The sequence below is a fragment of the Limnohabitans sp. Rim47 genome (assembly GCF_001517545.1).
Taxonomy (GTDB): Bacteria; Pseudomonadota; Gammaproteobacteria; order Burkholderiales; family Burkholderiaceae_C; genus Limnohabitans_A.
Window position 1 is genome coordinate 218,363 of sequence record NZ_FBYA01000004.1, and the last position, 20,490, is coordinate 238,852.

General features: G+C 58.9%; 22 protein-coding genes. 4 read left to right on the top strand and 18 right to left on the bottom strand.

Annotated elements, in window-relative coordinates; all coding sequences use genetic code 11:
• The 10 genes from flgK to flgB are packed head-to-tail and all read right to left on the bottom strand — an operon-like array spanning position 1 to position 10,382.
• Positions 1-2,484 carry a flagellar hook-associated protein FlgK gene (flgK, locus tag BN3544_RS11360; protein WP_019431179.1) on the bottom strand — a complete coding sequence of 828 codons (2,484 nt, stop codon included), beginning with the start codon at positions 2,482-2,484 and terminating at the stop codon, positions 1-3.
• Entirely contained in the window at positions 2,481-2,954 is a 474-nt protein-coding gene (locus tag BN3544_RS11365) for a rod-binding protein (RefSeq protein ID WP_019431178.1), read from the bottom strand. The genes flgK and BN3544_RS11365 overlap by 4 nt, the downstream gene beginning before the upstream one ends.
• Before the next feature lie 13 nt (positions 2,955-2,967).
• Positions 2,968-4,092, bottom strand: a complete 1,125-nt coding sequence (locus BN3544_RS11370) for a flagellar basal body P-ring protein FlgI (RefSeq protein WP_019431177.1) — start codon at positions 4,090-4,092, stop codon at positions 2,968-2,970.
• Positions 4,093-4,116: 24 nt separating this feature from the next.
• Positions 4,117-4,857, bottom strand: coding sequence for a flagellar basal body L-ring protein FlgH (locus BN3544_RS11375; protein ID WP_019431176.1), 741 nt, complete (start codon positions 4,855-4,857; stop codon positions 4,117-4,119).
• A gap of 7 nt (positions 4,858-4,864) precedes the next feature.
• Positions 4,865-5,650, bottom strand: coding sequence for a flagellar basal-body rod protein FlgG (gene flgG / locus BN3544_RS11380; RefSeq protein ID WP_026036861.1), 786 nt, complete (start codon positions 5,648-5,650; stop codon positions 4,865-4,867).
• Positions 5,651-5,670: 20 nt separating this feature from the next.
• Positions 5,671-6,432 (bottom strand): flagellar basal body rod protein FlgF, encoded by a 762-nt coding sequence (locus BN3544_RS11385; protein ID WP_019431174.1) that lies wholly within the window; start codon positions 6,430-6,432, stop codon positions 5,671-5,673.
• A 26-nt stretch (positions 6,433-6,458) separates the two neighbouring features.
• On the bottom strand, positions 6,459-8,798 hold the full coding sequence (locus BN3544_RS11390; protein ID WP_019431173.1) for a flagellar hook-basal body complex protein: 2,340 nt from the start codon (positions 8,796-8,798) through the stop codon (positions 6,459-6,461).
• A 59-nt stretch (positions 8,799-8,857) separates the two neighbouring features.
• Positions 8,858-9,550 carry a flagellar hook assembly protein FlgD gene (locus BN3544_RS11395; protein WP_019431172.1) on the bottom strand — a complete coding sequence of 231 codons (693 nt, stop codon included), beginning with the start codon at positions 9,548-9,550 and terminating at the stop codon, positions 8,858-8,860.
• Positions 9,551-9,564: 14 nt separating this feature from the next.
• A complete protein-coding gene (gene flgC, locus BN3544_RS11400) occupies positions 9,565-9,990 on the bottom strand; it encodes a flagellar basal body rod protein FlgC (protein ID WP_019431171.1) in 426 nt (141 codons plus the stop codon).
• A 2-nt stretch (positions 9,991-9,992) separates the two neighbouring features.
• Positions 9,993-10,382 carry a flagellar basal body rod protein FlgB gene (gene flgB / locus BN3544_RS11405; protein ID WP_019431170.1) on the bottom strand — a complete coding sequence of 130 codons (390 nt, stop codon included), beginning with the start codon at positions 10,380-10,382 and terminating at the stop codon, positions 9,993-9,995.
• 381 nt (positions 10,383-10,763) lie between these two features.
• Here flgB and flgA point away from each other — a divergent pair, with 381 nt between their 5' ends.
• The 3 genes from flgA to BN3544_RS11425 all read left to right on the top strand — a co-directional run bounded on the left by flgA (position 10,764) and on the right by BN3544_RS11425 (position 12,441).
• Positions 10,764-11,558 carry a flagellar basal body P-ring formation chaperone FlgA gene (gene flgA, locus BN3544_RS11415; RefSeq protein WP_019431168.1) on the top strand — a complete coding sequence of 265 codons (795 nt, stop codon included), beginning with the start codon at positions 10,764-10,766 and terminating at the stop codon, positions 11,556-11,558.
• Between the two features lie 141 nt (positions 11,559-11,699).
• On the top strand, positions 11,700-12,002 hold the full coding sequence (gene flgM, locus BN3544_RS11420) for a flagellar biosynthesis anti-sigma factor FlgM (RefSeq protein WP_019431167.1): 303 nt from the start codon (positions 11,700-11,702) through the stop codon (positions 12,000-12,002).
• A gap of 7 nt (positions 12,003-12,009) precedes the next feature.
• Entirely contained in the window at positions 12,010-12,441 is a 432-nt protein-coding gene (locus BN3544_RS11425; RefSeq protein ID WP_019431166.1) for a flagellar protein FlgN, read from the top strand.
• Positions 12,442-12,490: 49 nt separating this feature from the next.
• Here the strand turns inward: BN3544_RS11425 and BN3544_RS11430 are convergent, their stop codons facing one another.
• The 5 genes from BN3544_RS11430 to BN3544_RS11450 are packed head-to-tail and all read right to left on the bottom strand — an operon-like array spanning position 12,491 to position 16,281.
• Positions 12,491-12,772: an EscU/YscU/HrcU family type III secretion system export apparatus switch protein gene (locus tag BN3544_RS11430; protein ID WP_019431165.1), complete on the bottom strand. Its 282-nt coding sequence runs from the start codon at positions 12,770-12,772 to the stop codon at positions 12,491-12,493.
• Positions 12,769-13,887 carry a flagellar hook-length control protein FliK gene (locus BN3544_RS11435; RefSeq protein WP_019431164.1) on the bottom strand — a complete coding sequence of 373 codons (1,119 nt, stop codon included), beginning with the start codon at positions 13,885-13,887 and terminating at the stop codon, positions 12,769-12,771. The genes BN3544_RS11430 and BN3544_RS11435 overlap by 4 nt, the downstream gene beginning before the upstream one ends.
• Before the next feature lie 21 nt (positions 13,888-13,908).
• Positions 13,909-14,505, bottom strand: a complete 597-nt coding sequence (locus BN3544_RS11440; RefSeq protein ID WP_026036860.1) for a hypothetical protein — start codon at positions 14,503-14,505, stop codon at positions 13,909-13,911.
• A gap of 20 nt (positions 14,506-14,525) precedes the next feature.
• The gene (locus BN3544_RS11445) at positions 14,526-15,782 is read right to left on the bottom strand and encodes a hypothetical protein (RefSeq protein ID WP_155820578.1); all 1,257 of its coding nucleotides are present in this window, start codon (positions 15,780-15,782) and stop codon (positions 14,526-14,528) included.
• A 4-nt stretch (positions 15,783-15,786) separates the two neighbouring features.
• Complete coding sequence (locus BN3544_RS11450; RefSeq protein WP_155820577.1) at positions 15,787-16,281, bottom strand: LPP20 family lipoprotein; 495 nt, start codon at positions 16,279-16,281, stop codon at positions 15,787-15,789.
• Between the two features lie 323 nt (positions 16,282-16,604).
• On the opposite strand from BN3544_RS11450, the gene BN3544_RS11455 reads away from it, so the two are divergent.
• Positions 16,605-17,879 carry a sigma-54 interaction domain-containing protein gene (locus BN3544_RS11455; protein WP_231733960.1) on the top strand — a complete coding sequence of 425 codons (1,275 nt, stop codon included), beginning with the start codon at positions 16,605-16,607 and terminating at the stop codon, positions 17,877-17,879.
• A gap of 85 nt (positions 17,880-17,964) precedes the next feature.
• Here the strand turns inward: BN3544_RS11455 and BN3544_RS11460 are convergent, their stop codons facing one another.
• The 3 genes from BN3544_RS11460 to motA form a co-directional block, all read right to left on the bottom strand.
• Positions 17,965-18,471 (bottom strand): hypothetical protein, encoded by a 507-nt coding sequence (locus tag BN3544_RS11460; RefSeq protein ID WP_019431159.1) that lies wholly within the window; start codon positions 18,469-18,471, stop codon positions 17,965-17,967.
• Between the two features lie 75 nt (positions 18,472-18,546).
• Entirely contained in the window at positions 18,547-19,584 is a 1,038-nt protein-coding gene (locus BN3544_RS11465) for a flagellar motor protein MotB (protein ID WP_019431158.1), read from the bottom strand.
• A complete protein-coding gene (gene motA / locus BN3544_RS11470; protein WP_019431157.1) occupies positions 19,584-20,447 on the bottom strand; it encodes a flagellar motor stator protein MotA in 864 nt (287 codons plus the stop codon). The genes BN3544_RS11465 and motA overlap by 1 nt, the downstream gene beginning before the upstream one ends.
• Positions 20,448-20,490 lie beyond the last annotated feature (43 nt).

The window sequence follows — 20,490 nt, forward strand, 5'->3', positions numbered from 1 at the left end:
TCAGCGAACTTGCAAGATGGAGTCAAACAAAGCCATGGCCACTTGCATGACCTTGGCGTTGGCCTGGTAGGCCTGTTGAAAACGCACCAAGGCCGAGGCTTCTTCGTCCAGACTCACGCCCGAAATGCCATCACGCGCTTCCTGGGCTTGTTGATAAACCACGCTCAGGGCTTGCTCGGCAATGGCCGACTGCCGGGCCACGCTGCCAACCTGGTTGACGCGTTCAATATAGGCCTCGGTCATGGTCAGGCCGCCGGGCATGATGGCGTCTTCTTCCAGCGCCACCATGCGCAGCATGGCTTCGTTGTTGCCAATGCCGTCCTTGTTGCCGTCGATGGTGAAGACGTCGCCAGCTTTGGGGGCGGTCGAAAATTCGAGCCTCAAGCCGCGGTAGGTCAGGTTCGGTGTGGTGACGTTGGGGTCCACCTGCAAGCTGCGCTCGGCCACGATGCTGCCGGATTGGGTGTCCAGAATCTTGTAAGTGGTGGCGGTCGTGAAGGAAACTTGCAAGGAAGATGCCCGCAAAGTTTGCTTCATGCTGCCTTCTTGGCCGGCAAACTGCGCAAGCACTGTGGCGCTGCTGTCTGCGCCGCTGCGGTCGGTTACAAACACCAGCAAGTCGTCGGTGGTGCCGCCCTTGACCGAGATGCGCGTGTCAAAGCCCAGACGGCTGAGGTCGGCCGGGGTGCCATTGCTGCCCATGCCCAGACGGATATCGTCGGTGGTGTTGGTGCTTGCGCGTGAGAGCACCAGTTTGCCCTCGGACGCGCTGGCCGTGATCCCGGTGTTAGCCGATTCGGTGTTCAGCCAATTGACCACAGAGCTCAGTGTCAGGGGGCCCGCCAAGGCGGTCAGTGCTTGACCGTTGAGCGTGAGGGTTCCGGCCGCAATGCCACCCGCAGACGGTACAAAGGGGTTGCCGGTCAACACGGCGGCCGTTTTTTGCGGCGACAACAATTCCCGCGTGGCCGGGTTGAACTGTTGCAGCAGACCGACATCGGCCTTGGCTCCCATGAAGATGTCCATCTCCAGGTAGCTCGCATCGCCTGTCGCGTTGAGCTCGGTGGTGCTGTAAGTGGCACCGGCTTCCATGCCGTTGCCGGTTTTGATCAGCAAAGCTTGTTCGCTGGCTGTGAGGGCTGTACCCAACAGGTGGCGACCGTCCCGTGTCAGCACTTGAAACGACTGGTTGGCGCTTGGGTTTTTCAGTGTCAACGACAACTCTTGGGTGCCCACGGGCACCAGGCCCAGGCTGGCGAAGGGTTGGCTGGCACTGGTGCTGACCGTGACTTGGCCAATTTGTGGCACTTGGGCCAGCGCCAGTTCGCCCAACAAGGCCGTGGGGCCTTCGAAGTTGGTCGCGTTGTAGACCACGCGCGCTTGTGCAGAGCCGCTGTTCAGTGGGTTGTCGATGACCCGAAACTGGCCTGCTGCGGCCACCCGGTTGGCGTCTTTGACAATCAATTGCATGCCGGCAGCCTGCAAGGGCTTATCGGCACTGAAGGCAAACAGATCGCCCCCCAAAAGGCCTTCGGCATCCACGCCTTCGCGGTGAATGGCGTTGATTTCACGGGTCATCACCTCGGCCAGGTCGTTCAGCGAGTTGAAGGCCGGGGTCAGGACCTGTTCGCGGAAATTCATCACGCCGCCGATCTTGCCACTGCTGATGCCTGGCATGGTTTCGGGCGTGCCATAAGCGTCAATCACAAACGTGAGTTTGTTGCTGTCGATGGCCGAGGGCTGAACGCTGATGGCCCGCGTGTTGGCCTTGTCCACCAAAATGCCTTGGTCCAAGGTGTCGCCTACGCTGACCATGACTGCGCCGTTGGGCTCGAATTTGGTTTTGACCGCGATCAGACCCGACAGTTCACGCAACAAACGGTCGCGTTGGTCCAGCAGCTCGGATGGTTGGTTGTCAACGCTGCTGTGCTTGACCATTTGCTTGTTCAGCAAACCCAGTTGTTGGGTCAAGGAGTTGATTTGGCCCACGTCGGTGTCCACCGATTGGCGGGTTTCGTTGTCGAGCAATTCAAACTGGCCGGCCAGTTGTTGAAAGCGCGCAGCCAAGCCTTCGGCATCGCGTAAAAATGAGCTGCGCGAAACGACCGAAGCCGGGTCGCTGGCCAAGTCTCTGGACGATTCAAAGAACCGATTCATGGCCGTGGTCAGGCCAATGCTTTCGTCGCCCATCACGTCGATCAGGCGGTTGACGTAGGACAGCAGAGGCTTTTGACTTTCGAGATCACTGTTGCTGTTGCGCAAGTTGGATTCGACAAAAGCATCGTACTGGCGTTGAACGGTATCAAAGCGGGCACCGGTGCCCAAATAGCTGTTGCCCAACAAACGAGGTTGGTTGGAGCTCAGTGAAACATCTTGCCGGGTGTAACCGTCGGTGCTGACGTTGGCAATGTTGTTGGACACAGTCGCCAGCGCACGCTGGTAGGCGGTGACACCCGAGCTGCCAATGCTGAGCAAATCACTCATGGTTTAGCCCCCGTAGCGTTGTCCAGCTTGTAGCCGTTGAAGCGCTCGAGTTGGTAGGCTTTGATGACCTCGGGCTTGAGAGGCATGGCTTCGCGTGTCGGGTTCAGTGGCATCGCTTTGCTTTCTACGGCACGCAGTTGCAAGGCATCTTGCGTGCTCAGGCCTTGGGCCAGCTTCATCTGGCGTTCCATCATGTCGGCCACGCCCATGCCGCCTCGCTTGACCATTTCCAAAGAGAGCTCTTTGTCCATCAAATCTTGGTACTGGTCCATGTTGCCGCCTTCAACCAGGTCGCTTTTTTCGATCGACTCGCGCATGGTTTTCATCATTTGCTGGATGAAGTAAGCCTCAAACTGTTCTGAGGTTTTGCGGATGGCTTTGGACGGGTCCTGCGCCGCCTCACCCTTCAGCCGCGTGAGGGCGTTGAAGTCCAGATAGGTGCTGGAGGTGTCGGTGGACAGGTCGCTCATGGCTTTTTTCCGTTTAGATCACGATCAACTCGGCACGCAAGCTGCCCGAGCTTTTGAGTGCTTCCAAAATCGCAATCAATGCCGAGGGCGTGGCCCCCACTTGGTTGACCGCATCCACCACTTGGCGCAGGTCTACACCGGGCTGGAACAGGAACATCGGGTTTTTGGGTTCAGACACTGCAATGTCGGCGTTTTGCACCGCGGCGGTCTGACCTCGAGACAAGGCGTTGGGCTGCGAGACTTCGTTGGTGGCCGTGATGGCGACCGAGATCGTGCCGTGGGCGACGGCCGCAGCCGTCACCCGCACGTTGCGGCTGATGACCACGGTGCCGGTGCGGGAGTTGACGACCACGCGAGCCGGTGGCTCGCCGGGCACCACATCCAGGTTTTCGACCATGCTCAAAAAGGCCACGCGTTGCGACATGTCGCTGGGGGCTTTGATGGCAAACGACATGCCGTCCAAGGCTTGCGCTGTGCCTTGTCCAAAATTCTTGTTGATGGAGTTGACGATGGCGGTGGTGGTTGTGAAGTCCGACTCACGCACATTCATGACCACATGGTCCGATTTTTCAAAGGGGGTCTCAACAGTGCGCTCCACCGTTGCACCACCGGGAATGCGCGCCGATGTAGGGACACCGATGCTCACTTTGGAGCCGGCAGCACTGGTCTCCACGCCTGTGGCTGTGAGTGCACCCTGTGCCAAGCTGTAAATCTCGCCATCGACACCGCGCAAGCTCGTGAGCAACAAACTGCCGCCGCGCAAGCTCGTGGCTTTGCCAATGGCCGAAACGTTGATGTCGATTTTTTGACCGGGTTTGGCAAAGCCAGGCAGCTCGGCGGTCACCATCACGGCGGCGACGTTTTTGATGTCGATCTTGCCGCTGGTGGCGCTTTGTTCAAAGTCTGACAGCGGGCCATCAATGCCCACACCCAAACGGGCCAGCATGGCTTTCATGCTTTGCGCGGTGAAGGACACATCGGCACCGTCGCCCGTGCCTTGCAAGCCCACCACCAAGCCGTAGCCAATCAGCTGGTTGCTGCGGCCAGCGGCCACCGATGCCAGGTCTTTGACGCGGTCAGCCCAAGCCGAGCCCGACAAGCCGAGCAAGACGATGAGAGTGAAAAGGGCGGATTTCATGGAGGTGTCCAGCAGAGCGGTGCGTTAGAAAGGCCAGAATTTCATCAAGGCGTTGGTGCCCCAGCCGGCTTTGGCGGCGTTGGCCATGTCACCCGTGCCACGGTAGGCGATTTGGGCATTGGCCAGGCGGCGCGATTGCACGGTGTTGTTGGGCGAGATGTCTTCGGGGCGAATGATGCCGCTGACCTGGATGATTTCGGCCCCTTCGGTCAGGGCCAGTTGCTTCTCGCCACGCACCATCAGATTGCCGTTGGCCAGCACATCGACCACGGTCACAGAGACATCGCCGGTCAGGCTGGCTTGCTGGTCGGCTTCTCCGCCGCCCACGCTTTCGATGTTGGCTTTGCTCAGGTCTACGCCGCCCATGATGCCTTGCAGGCGCGTGCCCAAAATTTTGGTGGGCAGGCGCAGGCCTTGCACCCGTGCGTTCAGGCCATCGGGGGCGCTGCCAACGGAAGGGATGACGTCGTTTTTGGCTGCCCGTTTGACGGTCCCGCTTTGGGTGCGGCCGGCTTGCGTGGATTCGTTGAGCAACACGGTGATCACGTCGCCCACGTTGTAGGCCCGAACACGTCCAAACCAGTTGTCGCTTTGACGGCCGTTGTAGATGGCCCCAGTGGCCATGCGCGGCTTTTCGACAGCGACCGGAAGAACGGGGGCAAATTGAGGGGTATGCGCCATGGGCGCCGTGCTCGTGGCGCAGCCGGTCAGGCTCAAGGCCAAAGCCAGCCAAAGTGCAGACGATAAAAAGAATCGAGTGTTCATGCTGCGCTTACATGTTGTTGTTCAAGAAGCGCAACATGCCGTCCACCGCCGAGATGGCTTTGGAGTTGATCTCGTAAGCCCGCTGGGTTTCGATCATGTTGACCATTTCTTCCACCACGTTCACGTTGGAGGCTTCCAGCGCGCCTTGCATCAGCTGACCGGCACCTGCCAGGCCGGGCTGGCCGACCTGCGGAGCACCGCTGGCTGTGGTTTCCTTCATCAGGTTTTGACCGATGGACTGCAGGCCCGCGGGGTTGGCAAAGCGCGCGATCTGGATTTGACCGATCACCTGGCTGCCGCCTCCAGCTGCGGCTTCCACCGAAACGGTGCCGTCCTGGCCCACGGTGATGCTGGCCACGTTGGGCGGGATCGTGATGGCCGGTTGCAGTGCTGCCCCGTTGGGCGTCACCAACTGGCCGGTGGACGAGAGCTTGAAACCACCATCGCGGCTGTAAGCAGTGGTGCCGTCAGATTGGGCGATTTGGAAAAAACCGTCGCCCTGCACAGCCAGATCCAAGGCGTTTTTGGTGCTGACCAAACTGCCTTGGGTATGGGTTTTTTCGGTCGCCACAATGCGCACACCAGTGCCCAGCATCAGGCCCGTTGGGGCTTGTGCATTGGCGCCCACCTGTGCACCAGGTTGACGCAGGTTTTGGTAGAGCATGTCTTCGAACGAGGCCCGGTCGCGCTTGAAACCAGTGGTGTTGACGTTGGCCAGGTTGTTGGAGATGACCGACATGCGCGTTTGCTGCGCGTCCAGTCCGGTTTTGGCAATCCACATTGATGCGTCCATGGTGTTCTCCTGTTATTTCTTCAAGCGGGTTTCATCATGGAAGCACCCGACTCGTCGAGTGTTTTCATTTCTTTGATGATGCGAATTTGGGTTTCGAAGCTGCGCGATTGGTCAATCAGCCGGGTCATGGCTTCGATGGCGCTGACGTTGCTGCCCTCCAGCGCCTGTGGAATCAGTTTGGGGACCGTGCCGCCCAGTGCGATGTCGGTGCCGTCGGTTTGGCCATCCACTTTGAACAAACCATCCTGGCGACGTCCCAGATTCACGCTGGACGCATCGCGCAGGCGCAGCTGGTCAATGAAGACCGAAGCGGCCGCGCCGGTTTGGGCCGGATCACGGGCGAAGATGGTGCCGTCCGGATTGATGCTGACTTGCATGCCTGGCGGCACGGCAATAGGACCACCGTTGCCCAAGACCAAGTGGCCTGAACCGTTTTCCAATTGACCCTGAGGGTTGACTCTCAAATCGCCCCGGCGCGTGAAGGCCACGTCACCGTTGGGTGCCTGCACGGTCAGCACCGATTTTTCGGCCAACGCAATGTCCATCGGCCGACCGGTGGCCATGACGGGGCCTGGCGTCAGACGGATCTGATCACGGGCTACAGCTTGGGCTTGGTAACGTGAGTCAAAACCCGGACCCTCGACCTTGACCGATTGCAAGGCCACGTCGTAACTGCTTTTGAAACCCACCGTGGACACGTTGGCCAGGTCATTGACCAAGACCTGGCGGGCTGTGGCCTGCTCTTTGATGGTGGCGTTGGAGGTAAAGACAAGGCGGTCCATGGGGGCGGTCTCAGGTTGTTAAACGATCAAGAGCGGATGTTGATGATCGCGCTGGTCATCGTGCTGCTGGTCTCAATGGCTTTGGCGTTGGCCTGGAAGTTCCGCTGTGCGGTGATCAAGTCCACCAACTCTTGTGTCAAATCCACGTTGGCGCGCTCAGTGGCACCTGCGCGGATCGAGCCGAAGCCGGCAGAACCCGCTTCGCCGATTTTGGCGATGCCCGATGAGGCCGAGGCCAAGTAGCTGGCGTCACCCACTTGACGCAAACCCGACGGGCTTGAGAAGTTGGCCAAAACGATCTTGCCCAGCGACACTTGCGAGCCGTTGGAGTAAGTGGCGTTGACCAAACCATCGGGGCCAATGTTCAGACCCATCAGTTCGCCTTCGGGTGCGCCATCTTGCGATTGCGAGAGCACGGCAAATGCGCTGGAATACTGGGTGGACTTGGTGAAGTCGATCGACATGGTCAGCGCACCCTTGCCGCCTTGCAAGAAGGCGGTTTCGAAGGGCATGCCCGTCAATGGCGAGACGGGTTTACCGGTCAGGTCAAAGCTCAACTCGCCTCGGTCAAGGTAAACGGGCCACCATTCGGTTTTGCCCGACAGGCCCGTGGCGTCTTCGGTCTGTACGCCATTTTTGACGAATTGCAGAGCACCGTTTTCTGTGAATTGCGCCAGCTTTTTCCAGTCGGTGGTGGCACCAAACTGCATCTCAGTGTTGGCCAAACCCCAGTCAGCAGGGCCTGTGACCTGGATGGCCGCATTGCTGCCGGTGGTGCCCGTGGTGAAATTGAGTTGTTTGGTTTTGGTATCAAAGGCCACGGTCACCCCTGAAACCTTGCGGCCTGTGTCGGGGTCTACGATGCTGTTGATCTTGTCCTGCAAAGCTTTCGCAAAAGATTCAATGTTGGTGTAGGTGGTGGGGAAGGGCAGTTCGACCTTGGCGGCAATGCCGTCAACCGAGACAAAAAAGTCTTTGTTGGCGGAAGTGACCAACACACTTTTTGTGGTGTTGATGGTCATGACCTCGCCACTCAATACGGCGGGTTCGCTGGCCTTGCCGCGCAGAGCTTCGGTGGTCGAAGCCGCCACAGTCAGGTTAGGTGCATCGGCCAAGCCCATCACGGAGATGGCTTTGCTGTTGGCCTCAGAGATGGTGATGCTGGAGGAATCTCCTGTGGTGCCAGAAGAGATCGAGAATTTGGCGTTGTCGGGGTCAAACTCCACCGTGATGCCAAACCGCGCATTTTTCCGGAACTCGTTGACATCGGCAGTGGCCGGATTGTCGACCGTGTCGGCAACCGAGCCCAGCACGTTGTTGATGGCGATCTCTACATGGTTGGCGAGCACCGCGGGGTCTGAATCCTCGTCCTGCAGGGTGTAGCTGATCTCTTGCGCTTGCGCTGCGCCGTCCACTTTGATTTTGAAGCTCAGTGAACCCGATGTGGCGTTGACCAAGGCGCCGCCTGTGAAGCTGGCATTGGGCAAAGCGCTGCCAACGGCGGTGGCTGGGGAGGACGCGCGAATGTCTGTCAATTGGTCCAGTGAGTACATTTCGGTGGTGCCGGAACTGGGCACCACACGGGGGTCACTCTTGGGCAGCACGTCGCCGTATTTGTTGACAAAAAAGTTGCTGCCCACGGTGTCGGTGGCTTGCTGCAAGGCCGGCTTGACCTCGGTGTCGCCGACAAAAAAGTAGGTTTGCCATTTGGAAAACGGGCTGTCCAGGGTGGCGTTTTGGGTTTTAGCGTAATAGACCGTGGCCAGATAACCGTTGCCGCCGCTGTCGTACACGGTCAGGGCGGTGCTTTTGTTGTATGTGCTGGCGTTGGTGCGGTCAAAATCTGCCGTGATCACGGCAGAGTCGGCTGGCAGGTTCAGGCCCAATTGAATCTTGGTGGTTTCTACCGCTTCGCCGGAAGTTTTGGGCGGAATGGTCAAGGCGTTCAGGTTGGTCAAGTCGGCCTTGCCGGACGAGTCGACCGATGCGGCCATCAGGCGTTGCCCGGTTGAGTTGACCACGTTGTTTTGGTCGTTCAGGGTGAACGAGCCGTTGCGGGTGTAGGTGTCTTGCAGGCCGTCAGGCGTCTTCAAAGGAAAGAAGCCGTCACCTGTGATGGCCAAGTCCAGCGAGTTGCCGGAGGTGGAAATGTTGCCTTGGCTGAATTCTTGGCTCACCTGCTTGAGCGAAACGCCCTGGCCGATGTTGCTGGAAGACTTTTGCAATGGCGAGGTCGAGAAGATGTCGCCAAAGTCGGCACGCGAGCGCTTGAAGCCCGAGGTGCCCACGTTGGCGATGTTGTTGGAGGTGACGGCCAACTGGGCGGTGGCCGAGTTCAGTCCGGTGAGCGAGGTGTAGAACGACATGCTGGAAAGCTCCTGTGATGCGTGGGGTGTGGGGTGTTGAGCGTGGCTGTGCGGCTGATTTACAAGCCGACGCGCTTGACGTCGGTGAGCAACATGGTTTTGCCGCCTTCGACCTCGACGCTGACGCTGCCGTCACTAGGGTTGGTCGATATGGCGCGAACCGTTGACAAAGTGCTGACGGGAACTGTGGTCGTTTGGCCGTTCACCACCGCCGTGGCGCTCAAGCGGTAAAGCCCTGTGGGCACCGCGTTGTTGGCAGCATCTTTGCCGTTCCAGGTGATGGGCATGGTGCCGGGCAATTGAGGACCTGCGATCAACTCTTGCACCAATCGGCCTTGGCTGTCTTGCACGTTGACTTGGATCCCACTGGCACCCAAAGGCAAATCGAGGCTGCCCTCCATGCTTGAGCCGGATGTCAACAAGGTGGGGGTGTCTGCCATGGCCACTTTTTTGCCAATCAGTGAGGCGCTGTTGAGCATGCGCTCACCCGACATGGCGCTGACAAAGGTGTCCAGTGAGGTTTGCATATTGGTCAGCGCTTCGAGCTGAGAAAACTGCGCCAACTGGGCCACGAAGGCTTCGTTCTTGACGGGCTCAAGCGGGTTCTGGTTTTGCAGCTGAGCAGTAAACAACGCAAGGAAGTCCTGCTTGCCCATGTCGGCGCTGGTTTTGGACGCGGATTTATTCTTGACGTCTTCGTAACGTGTGACGTTGTCTAACAAGCTGGAGGACGTGACGGTAGCAGTGGCCATGGGGTTCTTTCTGATCAAGCCTTGGTGATGTCCAGCGTGCGCATCATGAGTTGACGCGCCGTGTTGATGACTTCAACGTTGTTTTGGTAGGACCGGGCTGCCGCCATCATTTCCACCATTTCGGTGACTTCACTGACGTTGGATTGGTAGACATAACCGTCTTTGTCGGCCAGTGGGTTTTTGGGGTCCGACACGCGGCGAGGAGGGGCGCTGTCATCGGCCATGCGGTCGATCTTTACGCCGCCCACATAAGGTGAGCCAGCGTTGGTCATTTGTTCGTCGACCAGCGCCTTGAAGACCGGCCGCTTGGCGCGAAAGGCGTCTTGTTCCGAACTGGAGACCGTGCCTGCGTTGGCCAGGTTGGAAGCGGTTGAGTTCATGCGGGTGAGTTGCGCGTTGAGTGCCGAACCCGCAATGCCAAAAATGTTGTCCATGCCCATGTTCAATCTCCTCGCAGTGCTTTACGCAGGCTGCTGACCCGGTTTTCCAAAAAGTTCAATGTCGCTTGGTAGTCAGCGGCAGCTTTGCCGTATTGGGCTTGCTCGACGCTCATTTCCACGGTGTTGCCGTCAAACGAGGTGTTGAATGGGGTGCGGTAACGCATGCCGTCGGGGCTCAGTTCTGCCCCCGCGCCAAAGTGCCCGGCGTTGGTCGATGTCATGGTCGTGTCTTGCTTTTGTGCAGCGCCCAGCACAGCCTTGAAGTCGATGTCGCGTGCTTTGTAGTGCGGTGTGTCGGCGTTGGCAATGTTTTGCGACAACACTTCGAGGCGGCGGCTTTTGACTTGCAAGGCCTGCTCATGCACGCCAAGTGCTTGGTTCAACAAATTCATCGGGGCTCCTGGGCAACTGACCGAATGCTGTGCGCCCGGTCCGTCGGTCTTTTGACGTTGTCCGCTCAAGTTGAGCGGGTTTGTGTCGAATGCTGCAAAAGTTGTGCCAAGTTTTTTTGTCACCTTTTGCCGGGTCTGTCAGGTCGGGTGGGTGCTGCATTCAAGGGTGCGCCCAGGGCGGGCGGCCACTTTTGTCGCTGGCGGCAAAGCCTTGCCGGTGCGGCAAGGCTTTGCGGCTTTGGGGGCAGCTTGGTGGGGCCCCGTGTTTTGTTTCTGGCCTTGCGTGTTTCTTTTTGGGCGGCTGCTGTGGGTCGCGGACCAAAGCTGGTCTTGTTTTTGCTTAACACCTGAAAAGTCAATCCCTGTCAAAACTTCCACACCATGAAAAACGCACTTCAAATTCTGTGCCGACTGCTCGATCAGTGGGTGGCCCGTGGGCTGCTGATGGGGTGTGCGATCTGCCTGTTCAGTGCGTCGTCCATGGCGGCACCGGCCGCCAAACCCGCGGCCGTGGCGACGCCTTTGCAAGTCATGCAGTCCTCAGTCAAGAATTGGGTGGCCCAATCCAGAAAAGTGAGTGCCGATCAGGTTTTATTAGCCCCTCTGGACAGCCGTGTCGAGGTGCGTGCCTGCGACAAAGCACTGTCCATGGACCAACCTTTCTCAAGTGTTGAGTCGGTGCGCGTGCAATGCAGCCAGCCCGTTTGGCAGCAATATGTGCGCGTCAGCGTGGCGGGCAAAGCACCCGAGACCGTGGCAACAGCCCGGCCCAACCTGTTGCCAGAGCCGCCCAAGCGATGGGTTTTGGTGGCAAGCGTGCCCTTGCAACGCGGAATGACACTCAATGAGACTCATGTTGAGCGTGTTCAGGTCGATACATCAACGTTGCTTGTGAATGTCTTGGAACAAGCCTCTGAGGTCATGCATGCCGAGGTGGTTCGGGATGTTCGTCCCGGAGTGCCTTTGCGGAGCCACGACATTCGGCCCACTGTTTTGGTGAAAAGAGGCCAGATGGTTTTGTTGTCAGTGGTTCAGCCGCAAGGTTTTCAAATTTCGGCCCGGGTAGAAGCCATGCAGGATGGCCGATTTGGTGAACTAATCAAGCTCAAAAACCGCGATTCTGGCCGTGAGCTCAGTGGCCGCGTGCAAGGCCCCAACCAATTGGTGGGTTTGTGATGTGGCAGACCGCGGTGTTGTTTGACATTCGGGGACGATGAAAAATTCAATTTATTGTGCTCAAGTTCTAGAATCTCATGCCGATTCAGTATTCGAGCAAGGTCTCAGCTCAATGTGAAGAGACCAGAAAAGAGAAACATCATGACCGATCCCATCTCTCATTTCGGCCGTAAGGCCCAAATAGAATCTGCCAGCCGACAGGCCACAGGCAAGGGTGAGCCGCGCGTGTTTGCGCCCACCGCTGAGGCGCCTGTGCGCGCTGCGCCCCCTGCCACCGACGAGTTGCAACTGAGCTCAGTGGCTCGCCAAGCCATGCAAGAACCCGAATTTGACCGCGCCAAGGTGGAAGCCATTAAAACGGCCATCCAACAGGGCCAGTACCCGCTGGATTCCCGCCGAATCGCGGAAAATTTCGTCGCCATCGAGAAAATGATCAAAGGCTGATGCGTCCATGACCGAGCTCTCCGTCTCTGCTGTTACCGCCAACAACTCTCGGGAAGACGCCTTGCTGGCGGCCCCGGAGGCGGCGGCCCGTTTGGCGGAGATCATGGGCCTGGAGTTTGAGGCCCTCAAAACCCGTGACTTGGTGGTGTTTGAAGCCTTGCAGGCCGAAAAAAATCAGTTGTTGCAGGCACTGTCCACCGTGGCTGAGTGGGCGTCGCAGCAACAGCCCGTTCCGGCGCTGTGGCAACAGTTGCTGGGCAGTTTGCAGCAAAGCAAGCAAGACCATTTGCGCAACATTCAGCTGTTACAGCGCCAGTTGCAAGCCGTCAAAGGCACTTTGGAGGCCTTGCAGGGTGGGTCAGCGCTCACGGTCGATTTGTACGACCGCATGGGTCAGCTCGCCCGACGTTCCGGCGCTTGGGGCTACCAGCTCGCCTGAAGCTTGCTGCCCATCAGCCAGCGCTTGGGCCCATTCTGTGGGCGCGCCTTCAGCCTGATTTTTTCTCATCGCCCGGGCGCATGCCCTTGAGCCAATAGACCCAAGACAATATGACCGCCACCGCCGTGTACATCTCGGGTGGAATTTCGGCGTCCAAGTCCACGCGGCTGAGCAAGGCCAGCAATTGCGGGTCTTGCGCAACATAAACACCGTGTTTGCGGGCTTCCTCAACGATTTTTTGCGCCAAATCGTCTTGCCCCCTGGCGCTGACGATGGGCGTTTTGCGGGCGCCGTACTCCAGCGCAATGGCTTCTTGCAAAGGTCTTTTCATGTTTGCACGTCCAGCAAACTGCCAGTAGCTGGCGGCGCAAAGGGCATGGGTTCTTGCGGCCCCTGCCCATGGATGATTTGCAGCCGTGTCATGTGCAGCCCGGCGCTGTCCAGCTCTTGAGCCAGGTTGGGGGCCAGAGATTGGGCCCGCTTGACCACGTCTTCGCGCAAGGCCCACATCACCATGTCGACCTCGGTCTCGTCACTGATGCGGGTTTGCAGCCAGACCTCGCCCAAATCCTGATTGCGTGTGTGCAGGTGGATGACCAGCGGCGGTTTGTCTTGTCCGGGCTGGCGTCTGCCGCGCACCAGTCGCAGGGCCACTGGCTCGGCATCGGCAAAAGGCAGCATCATCGAAAGCACCCATTCGCGGCCGTTCAAACTCTCGTTGGCCATCAACTGCCGCGACTCGATGTCGTCCAGGCTGTCGCTCATCAGGTCGGCCTTGTCCGGTTGGGAGCCGCTGCGCAGTATTTGCCTCAGCACGCTTTTCAGGTCAATCAGCCCGGCACCCATGCCGAGGGTCAGCAGGTTTTCGGTCATGAACCCACTGCGCTGCATGGCTTGTTGGAGTTTTTCGGGGGTCAGCTGCGCCATCGCGGGCCGCAATTTGAGCCAACGCTGCAGCGCGCCCAACTCGGGCGCAGACGCATTCAAGCCTTGCAGCAAACCTTCGAGCATGCCGGGCCTGAGCAGTTGGGCCAAAGCCTGCATGTCGGGGGGCCTGAAGCCCAGTTGGTCAGCGCGACCCGGCACCAAGGCCTGCGGGGCGATGTCAGCCCCGGTGGTTACGCCCGGTGCCGGACCCGACTGCAGGGGGCGCAGCACGATGCTGCCATTGGCCAGCACCTGTACCCGAAATAGGGCCGTGTCGCCCGAGGCCAAACGCCAACTGGCCGGGAGTTCTTTGGGTAAATCAATCGATTGCCCTTGCAGCGGACCTTGCAAAACCAGGCGCAGTGCGTCGAGTTTGGCCTCGAGCGTGGCCTGCACCACCTGACCGTCGCGCAAACCCAGTTCGGCAGCGGTTTTTTCGAGGACCAGCGGCAGCGTGCCGTCCAGGAAAATGGTGGGCGTTTTGGGCAGAAGGTGGGCGGTTTCAGCCCCAGTGATCATGCGAGTCGGCCTGAACAGAGCCTACGGATACCGCACCCAGCGGCGCTTGTCCAGGCCCGCAGGGGTTTCCGCCGAGGGCGCGGGGCTTGCCTGAAACAAAACCGCGGCTTGAGGGTGATTGGCCAGCATCAACTGGCGCAGCGCATCTATCGAGGGCATTTGCAGCACGGTGCCAGGACGAACCGGGTAGGTGGTGCCCTTGGGAAAAATTCGAGGATTGGCCTTGGCCAAGGCTTGGCGCATGAACTCATCGCGCAAAGGCAAGCCGGGCAGGCCGCGCCGGATCACGGCATCGATGCTTTCGCCGCGTTTGACCGTGATGCTGGCTGGAAATACCGACGTTTCGGGGGAGGCCGCGGCCGAATCAGGTGCAGCGGCCACGTTGGCCACGTTGTCAGTGTCTGGCAAAGGCAGCGACAAAACCTTGAGCGCCGAGGCGGCCGCCGCCGACATGTCGGCCGCTTGGGCGGTCTGGCTGTTCAGCGTGGCGCAGGCCGCACATACCAGCCATGCCCCACACAGCACGAGCCGGTGCACCGGGGCAAAAGCCTGGCGCGCAGGGATGCTTGTGCTTGTGGCTGCGGATGACCGCCAGGCGGATTGGTTTTGTGGTTGCATCGCTTGCTCGTCGTGCCAGGTCAAAGGGGCAAAGCCATCCAGTGGCCTTGTGTCGGCAAGGCTGGGCCCGCCAGTTGTTGCAGTTCGGTCTGGTCGTTGCCCACTTTGACCACTTGGGCCAAGGCCAGGTGCTGGGTAGCCCCCGGCTCGAGCATTTGACTGGGGATCTGACTGGGGTTCAACAGCAAAACACGGTCGCCTGGCCGCAGGCCGCTGCCCAAACCGGCTTGCAGTTGCAAGGTGTCCTGCCCGTTGCGGCGTACATGGAACTGGATGGGTTCACACGCCGAACGCTTGTCGAGTTGTTGCACCCAGGCCTGCATTTGTTTTTGCAGGGGCTCTTTGAGTTGGTGCACCCAGGCGCTGGGGTTTTGTCCTGCAGCCAAGGGGTCGATCGAGATGATGTGTTCGATTTGCCAATGCGCCTCGATCGGGCCGCCGGGCGTGTGGCGCTCACCCAAAGTGAAGCTCAATGTCCAGCGCCAGTCGGATACGTCGCGGTTCATCGCATGCCAGGCTTGGCGCAAGTTGAGATCCGGTTCAGGTGCGTAGGGTTTGAGCACCAATTCGGCCGTCCAGCCTGTGGTCCCCTCGCTGGGGCCTGTGAGGGCTCGCAGATAGGCGCTTTCCGGCGGTGTTTCTTTGTGCAGTGCGCGCCAGCGTTGAGAGCTTTGCATGTGCTGTGTCCAGGCTTGGCTGACGGTGTTCAGCACGGCTTGGCTGGCAAACTGCTGCGTGCCACCGAAACCGCTGTCGGCACGGGTCTGCAAGACCAAGGGCAGGCGCCAGGGGCGGGGCGGGGCAGTGCAAGTGGTGGCTTTGGTCTGCGCCGTGCGCCAGCCCCAGGGCAATACCTCGGCGCTGACTTGCGGGGCGGTGTCTTTTTCGTCGGTCACATAAGACAGCACGCGCACGCCGCGCACCTGCGCTTCGGATTGGAAGTGGGCGCTTTCGTGCAACGCCCCTTTGTCATCGATCCAGGCGCTGCTGAGCACGCGTGTGGGACGGTCCATGGTGGCTTGCAAAATGGCTTGCCGGATCGCGCTCAACTGGGCTTCGTGTTGTTTGGCGGTCGGCGTGAGTCCGGTTTTAACTTTGCCTGGCGGGTTGACTGCCTGCAGCATGCCATCGGCCACAGCCGAGGGCTGGGCGCTTTGGGCATGCACGCCTGAAGCGGCCAGCCACAAAAGCAGCATGACCGCCGCTTGGCCCGCCCGCTTGAATTGAGCGACTGGGCCACTTCGTTGGCGCACCGTTGATGCCAGTGACGTGGTCATGGTTTTAGCGCCGACGAGCGGCCAACTGGCTCAGGTACAAGCTGCGCAGATCCCGAACCACCTGCTGGTCGAGCGAGAGCGTGGTCTCGTAAGTGTCGTCACCCACCGGGGCGATGCTGACCAGCACCGCGCCATAAATTACGCCCTCGACTTTGGCGCGGAAGGTGTCGCTCATGATGGTCATGTCGGCCACGCTGGTGGTGGCGTCCAGTTGCTGACCATAAACTTGTTCTGTCAAAGAACGGTAGGCATCGAGCTTCGAGGCCCGAATGGCCAACAGGCGTTGCTGAGCGGGATTTTTGTGGTTTTGAATGCTGACCACGGCATAGCCTGTGGCCACCAGGGTTTCGCGCTTCTCGACCAAGGGTGTGATCATCGATGCGGCCGCCGTAGGGGCTGGTGTGGCGTCCATGTTCGAATGGTTCAACGGCACTGATTGGCAGCCCGCCAAGGCGAGCAGGGTGAGCAGCGTGACGGCCACGGGTCGGTTCAAGGTCATCATAAAAACTCCAGAGGCAAGCCGGGCACGCCCTGAAATGGTCGGCCAACTTGATTTGTCTTGCAAGGTGTATCGGCACAAGCAAGCAAGTCTTGAGCGGGCATTGGCCATTGCACAGTCCTGTATTTGGGGGGTGAGCCGGTCAAAAAATGCACAATATTGTGATTTTTAGCGGTTTGTTCCCCAAAGTAGCCCGTACATCTTGCAAATATTGACATATGTGATTTATAAACAAGAAAATTCACTTTTATATTAATTTTGGTTTTGTTTCACCTCTGCTTGTGCGTGGGGTTCGCCCGGACCCTCTCCACACTTTGTCCCCAATGCCGATGAAATCGAACATCAAGCCCCTCATCATTGGTGAAAGCCAGGCAACCCAGTTTCTGCGGGACTTGATCAAAACCCTGGCGGCGTCCTCATCAACGGCATTGATCACAGGGGAAAGCGGGACCGGTAAAGAGTTGGTCGCGCAATCGCTGCACCAGCAAGGGCCGCGAGCGGGGGGGCCGTTTGTGCCCATCAACTGTGGTGCCATTCCGCGTGACTTGATCGAAAGCGAGCTTTTCGGCCACCGCAAGGGCAGTTTCACGGGGGCGGTGTCTGACCGTTTAGGGCGTTTTGAGTTGGCGCACGGCGGTACTTTGTTTCTGGACGAAATTGGCGATTTGCCCATGGACATGCAGGTCAAACTGTTGCGCGTGTTGCAAGAGCGCTGCATTTTGCCCGTGGGCGCTTCCAAAGAGGTGCCCCTTGATGTGCGTGTCGTGGCCGCCACCCACAAAAAACTCGAGGCCGAAGTCGAAGCGGGCCGTTTCCGCGAAGACTTGTATTACCGCATCAACGTCTTGCCGATGATCACCACGCCCTTGCGTGAACGGCCAGATGACATCGCCGCTTTGTTGAATTTTTATGCCGACAAACATGCATTGCCTCAGACCAAGGCGTTGCGTTTTTCGAACGACATGATGCAACTCATGCAGGCCTATGCCTGGCCTGGCAATGTGCGCGAGTTGTCCAACCTGGTGGACCGTTTTTCTACCCTGTACCCCTCGCAGTTGTTGCAGATCCAGACCGTGCCCGCTTGCATGATGCCGGTGGGCTTGGCTGCCTTGCAGGCCGAATGGTTGGCGCAGCGCGGCATGACGGCCGCCGCCATGTTTCCGCCGCCGTTGAGGGTTGCGGCGGTCGTGTCCCATGTGCTTGCGCCCGCAGCAGACAGTTTGGTGTCGGGCAGCCTGGCCGGTTCTGACCATGAGGCTTTGTCGCCTTTTGTGGGCGATGACGATCCGATGGCCCATTTGCTGTCCAGTCCGGCAGGCTCGTACAGCATGCCCGTCAAGGTGTTAAGCCCTGCGTCAGCCTCTAACGACGAAATCAACGAAGTGGAAAGGGCCATTCTGATGGCCCAAGGCATTCAGACCCTGCCACCCGAGGGCATGTCACTCAAACAGCATCTGGTTGAAGTCGAGCGCAGCCTGATCGAACAGGCGCTGGCGCGGACTCAGGGCAATGTGTCGCAAACGGCCAAATTGCTGCAGCTGCAAAGAACCACGCTGATCGAGAAAATCAACAAATACGAGTTGCGCGGGGCGGCGTGATCGCGCGCTGTGGCTTCTGGCTACGCTGGCCCTCAGCAAGGGCCTGGGGTGGCTCTTCGCCTTTGATCACCCTGCGACGGCTTGTTTAAAACGGCGGCTTGATCACCTTGGCACAGGTGCCCTTGATCAGTTTGACGGTGCGTCCATCGTTCAAACTCAGTGACTGCACAAAACTGCCGGTTTTGCGGTCAATCACAAACTCTTCGCCCGTGATCATCACGCCAAAGCGCTGAAACATGGCCGGACGGTAAACCTTCAAACGGGTGCCCATCAAGGTCAGGGTGCCTGCACGGCTTTCAGAAATCGAGATCTTGCCCTGGTACCAGCCTGATTTTTTCTCGAAATCGATTTCGGCCATGGTGATGCGGGAGGGTTCGTTTTCTTTGATGCCCAGCATCAGTTGACCGTCCAGGTCCAGTTGCAGCTCGCAAATCAGGTCCATCTTGCCTTTGCTTGAGCCGGGCATGTTGTTGTCGCTGGACAATTCTGTGCTGGAGTTGGAGGCGGTGTCGCCCATGACGTGCACCAGGCCCCAAACGCCCCCCATCACCAAGATGCCGATGGCGATACCAATGGCAATGTTCTTCATCATGGATGCACCTCTCGCTGTGCGTTGTGAAATGGGGTCATCATAAAGGCCCTTTTGTGGGCCTGAGTGCGTGCTGGATCACTGATTGAGCACGGTGATGCTGACCCTGCGGTTACGTGGATCGGCCGGGTTGCCGGGCACATTGGGGTTGGTGTCGGCCACCCCTTCGATGCGTGTAAAACGGTTGGCACCGATGCCCTGGCCTTGCATGAACTGGCGCGTGGCGTCCGCGCGCTCGGTAGACAGGGTCCAGTTGTTGCGCATGCTCTCAGGGGGGAAGCCTGTGCTGTCGGTGTGTCCGCGAATGGCCAGTTTGTTGGGCAAAGGCTTGAGGGATTTGGTGACCTCGGACATCAACGCTGCGGCTTTTGCGCCCATTTCTGCACCGCCCGAGCCATACATCGCGAAGTCGGCCTTGTCGATCACCTCGATGCGCAGGCCTTCCTTGTCACGGGTGATGCTGACCTGGTCCTTGATTTTCTCGAACTGCTTGCTCTCCGACAGTTTTTGCTTGATGTCTTTCTCGAGCTTGTCGAAATTTTGCTTGTCCTGCTGCTGACCGGGTGAGCCGCTGCCGCCGCCTTGACCCGGTGAGCCCGTGCCACCGCCTTGGCCGGGTGCGCCAGATCCGCTGTCTTTGCCGGGGTCTTGATCGACGGGGCCGTCCTTGTTGAACTCTTCTTTGGATGAACCAAAGCTTTCACCCGGACCGCCTTGGGCCTGCGGAGTCAAGCGCTCCAACATGGCGGTTTGCTTGGCGGTGAACGGAAAACCATCGGTGTCGATGATGGACTGGCCACCAAACATGCCGTTAGAGCCGGCCAGTTCACCCATCGCAATTTGGCTGTGAGAAGTTGGCCTGAAGTAGTCGGCCACGCTCTTGCGTTTGTCTTCGGTACTGGCACCCAAGAGCCACATCAGCAAAAAGAAAGCCATCATGGCCGTCATCATGTCGGCCAGGGCAATTTTCCAGGCGCCGCCGTGGGCCCCTGCATGGCCATCGTCGGCGATGATTTTTTTGACGATGATGATGGGCCGCAGAGCCTCCGCTGCAGCGGCTTCGGCAGCAGCAATTTCCTCGGGCGTGCCCGCTGCGGCTTTGTCTGCCTCGGTCATCAAGAGCCTCGCATGCCGTCAAAGACTTCAGAGAAGCTTGGTTGGCTGTGGTGTGCAATGCAGGCTCTGGCCGATTCGATGACCAAGGGTTGCGGGTGACCCTTGAGGTTGCCCACGATCATTTCACGAATGACGTCAAAGGCCTGGGCATCTTCGTTGATGATTTGCGTCAGGCGACCCGAAAAGGGCTCGAACATGCCGTAAGCCAAAAACACGCCCATCAAGGTGCCCACCAAGGCGGCACCGATCAGTGCACCCAGCACGGGAGGAGGTTGGTCAATCGCGCCCATGGTCTTCACCACACCCAGCACGCAAGCCACAATGCCCAGAGCAGGCAAACCACCGGCGATACCGGCCAACGCTGCGGGGGCCAACAAAGCTTCGTGGTGGTGGACCTTGATGGCTTTTTTCATCAGGTCATCCAATGCGTCGGCGTCCAGATTGCCCTGCGAGATCACCATCAAGCGCAAGGGGTCGCAGATCATCTGAACAATGGAATGGTCTTTGGCCAATTTGGGGAACTCCCCAAAAATCGCGCTCGAGTCTGGGTTTTCAACGTGTGATTCCAGGGCCACCACGCCTTCTTTTTTCATCACCGTTTGCAACTTGCCCACCAACAGCATCAAGGCCAAATAATCGGCCTGATGGAAACTGGGCCCTTTGATGCATTTGCCAATGCCGGCCATGGCCGCTTTGAAGACCGGAAAACTGTTGGCGATCAGCGAGGCACCGATGGCCGAGCCCCCGATGATGATGAACTCAAAAGGCGCGGCCTTGATGATGGGGGCCATTTTGCCGCCCGCCAAAATGTAGCCACCAAACACGGCGCCAAACACCACCGCTAAACCGATAAAGAAAAACATGCTGGCCCTTTTGTTTTAGACAATGCACCAAACACCGATGCAC

What these genes read in the sequence shown, in the direction of transcription:
- flgK (WP_019431179.1), bottom strand. Translation starts at nt 2,484, where the DNA reads ATGAGTGATTTGCTCAGCATTGGCAGCTCGGGTGTCACCGCCTACCAG.
- BN3544_RS11365 (WP_019431178.1), bottom strand. Translation starts at nt 2,954, where the DNA reads ATGAGCGACCTGTCCACCGACACCTCCAGCACCTATCTGGACTTCAAC.
- BN3544_RS11370 (WP_019431177.1), bottom strand. Translation starts at nt 4,092, where the DNA reads ATGAAATCCGCCCTTTTCACTCTCATCGTCTTGCTCGGCTTGTCGGGC.
- BN3544_RS11375 (WP_019431176.1), bottom strand. Translation starts at nt 4,857, where the DNA reads ATGAACACTCGATTCTTTTTATCGTCTGCACTTTGGCTGGCTTTGGCC.
- flgG (WP_026036861.1), bottom strand. Translation starts at nt 5,650, where the DNA reads ATGGACGCATCAATGTGGATTGCCAAAACCGGACTGGACGCGCAGCAA.
- BN3544_RS11385 (WP_019431174.1), bottom strand. Translation starts at nt 6,432, where the DNA reads ATGGACCGCCTTGTCTTTACCTCCAACGCCACCATCAAAGAGCAGGCC.
- BN3544_RS11390 (WP_019431173.1), bottom strand. Translation starts at nt 8,798, where the DNA reads ATGTCGTTCTACACCTCGCTCACCGGACTGAACTCGGCCACCGCCCAG.
- BN3544_RS11395 (WP_019431172.1), bottom strand. Translation starts at nt 9,550, where the DNA reads ATGGCCACTGCTACCGTCACGTCCTCCAGCTTGTTAGACAACGTCACA.
- flgC (WP_019431171.1), bottom strand. Translation starts at nt 9,990, where the DNA reads ATGGGCATGGACAACATTTTTGGCATTGCGGGTTCGGCACTCAACGCG.
- flgB (WP_019431170.1), bottom strand. Translation starts at nt 10,382, where the DNA reads ATGAATTTGTTGAACCAAGCACTTGGCGTGCATGAGCAGGCCTTGCAA.
- flgA (WP_019431168.1), top strand. Translation starts at nt 10,764, where the DNA reads ATGAAAAACGCACTTCAAATTCTGTGCCGACTGCTCGATCAGTGGGTG.
- flgM (WP_019431167.1), top strand. Translation starts at nt 11,700, where the DNA reads ATGACCGATCCCATCTCTCATTTCGGCCGTAAGGCCCAAATAGAATCT.
- BN3544_RS11425 (WP_019431166.1), top strand. Translation starts at nt 12,010, where the DNA reads ATGACCGAGCTCTCCGTCTCTGCTGTTACCGCCAACAACTCTCGGGAA.
- BN3544_RS11430 (WP_019431165.1), bottom strand. Translation starts at nt 12,772, where the DNA reads ATGAAAAGACCTTTGCAAGAAGCCATTGCGCTGGAGTACGGCGCCCGC.
- BN3544_RS11435 (WP_019431164.1), bottom strand. Translation starts at nt 13,887, where the DNA reads ATGATCACTGGGGCTGAAACCGCCCACCTTCTGCCCAAAACGCCCACC.
- BN3544_RS11440 (WP_026036860.1), bottom strand. Translation starts at nt 14,505, where the DNA reads ATGCAACCACAAAACCAATCCGCCTGGCGGTCATCCGCAGCCACAAGC.
- BN3544_RS11445 (WP_155820578.1), bottom strand. Translation starts at nt 15,782, where the DNA reads ATGACCACGTCACTGGCATCAACGGTGCGCCAACGAAGTGGCCCAGTC.
- BN3544_RS11450 (WP_155820577.1), bottom strand. Translation starts at nt 16,281, where the DNA reads ATGACCTTGAACCGACCCGTGGCCGTCACGCTGCTCACCCTGCTCGCC.
- BN3544_RS11455 (WP_231733960.1), top strand. Translation starts at nt 16,605, where the DNA reads ATGCCGATGAAATCGAACATCAAGCCCCTCATCATTGGTGAAAGCCAG.
- BN3544_RS11460 (WP_019431159.1), bottom strand. Translation starts at nt 18,471, where the DNA reads ATGATGAAGAACATTGCCATTGGTATCGCCATCGGCATCTTGGTGATG.
- BN3544_RS11465 (WP_019431158.1), bottom strand. Translation starts at nt 19,584, where the DNA reads ATGACCGAGGCAGACAAAGCCGCAGCGGGCACGCCCGAGGAAATTGCT.
- motA (WP_019431157.1), bottom strand. Translation starts at nt 20,447, where the DNA reads ATGTTTTTCTTTATCGGTTTAGCGGTGGTGTTTGGCGCCGTGTTTGGT.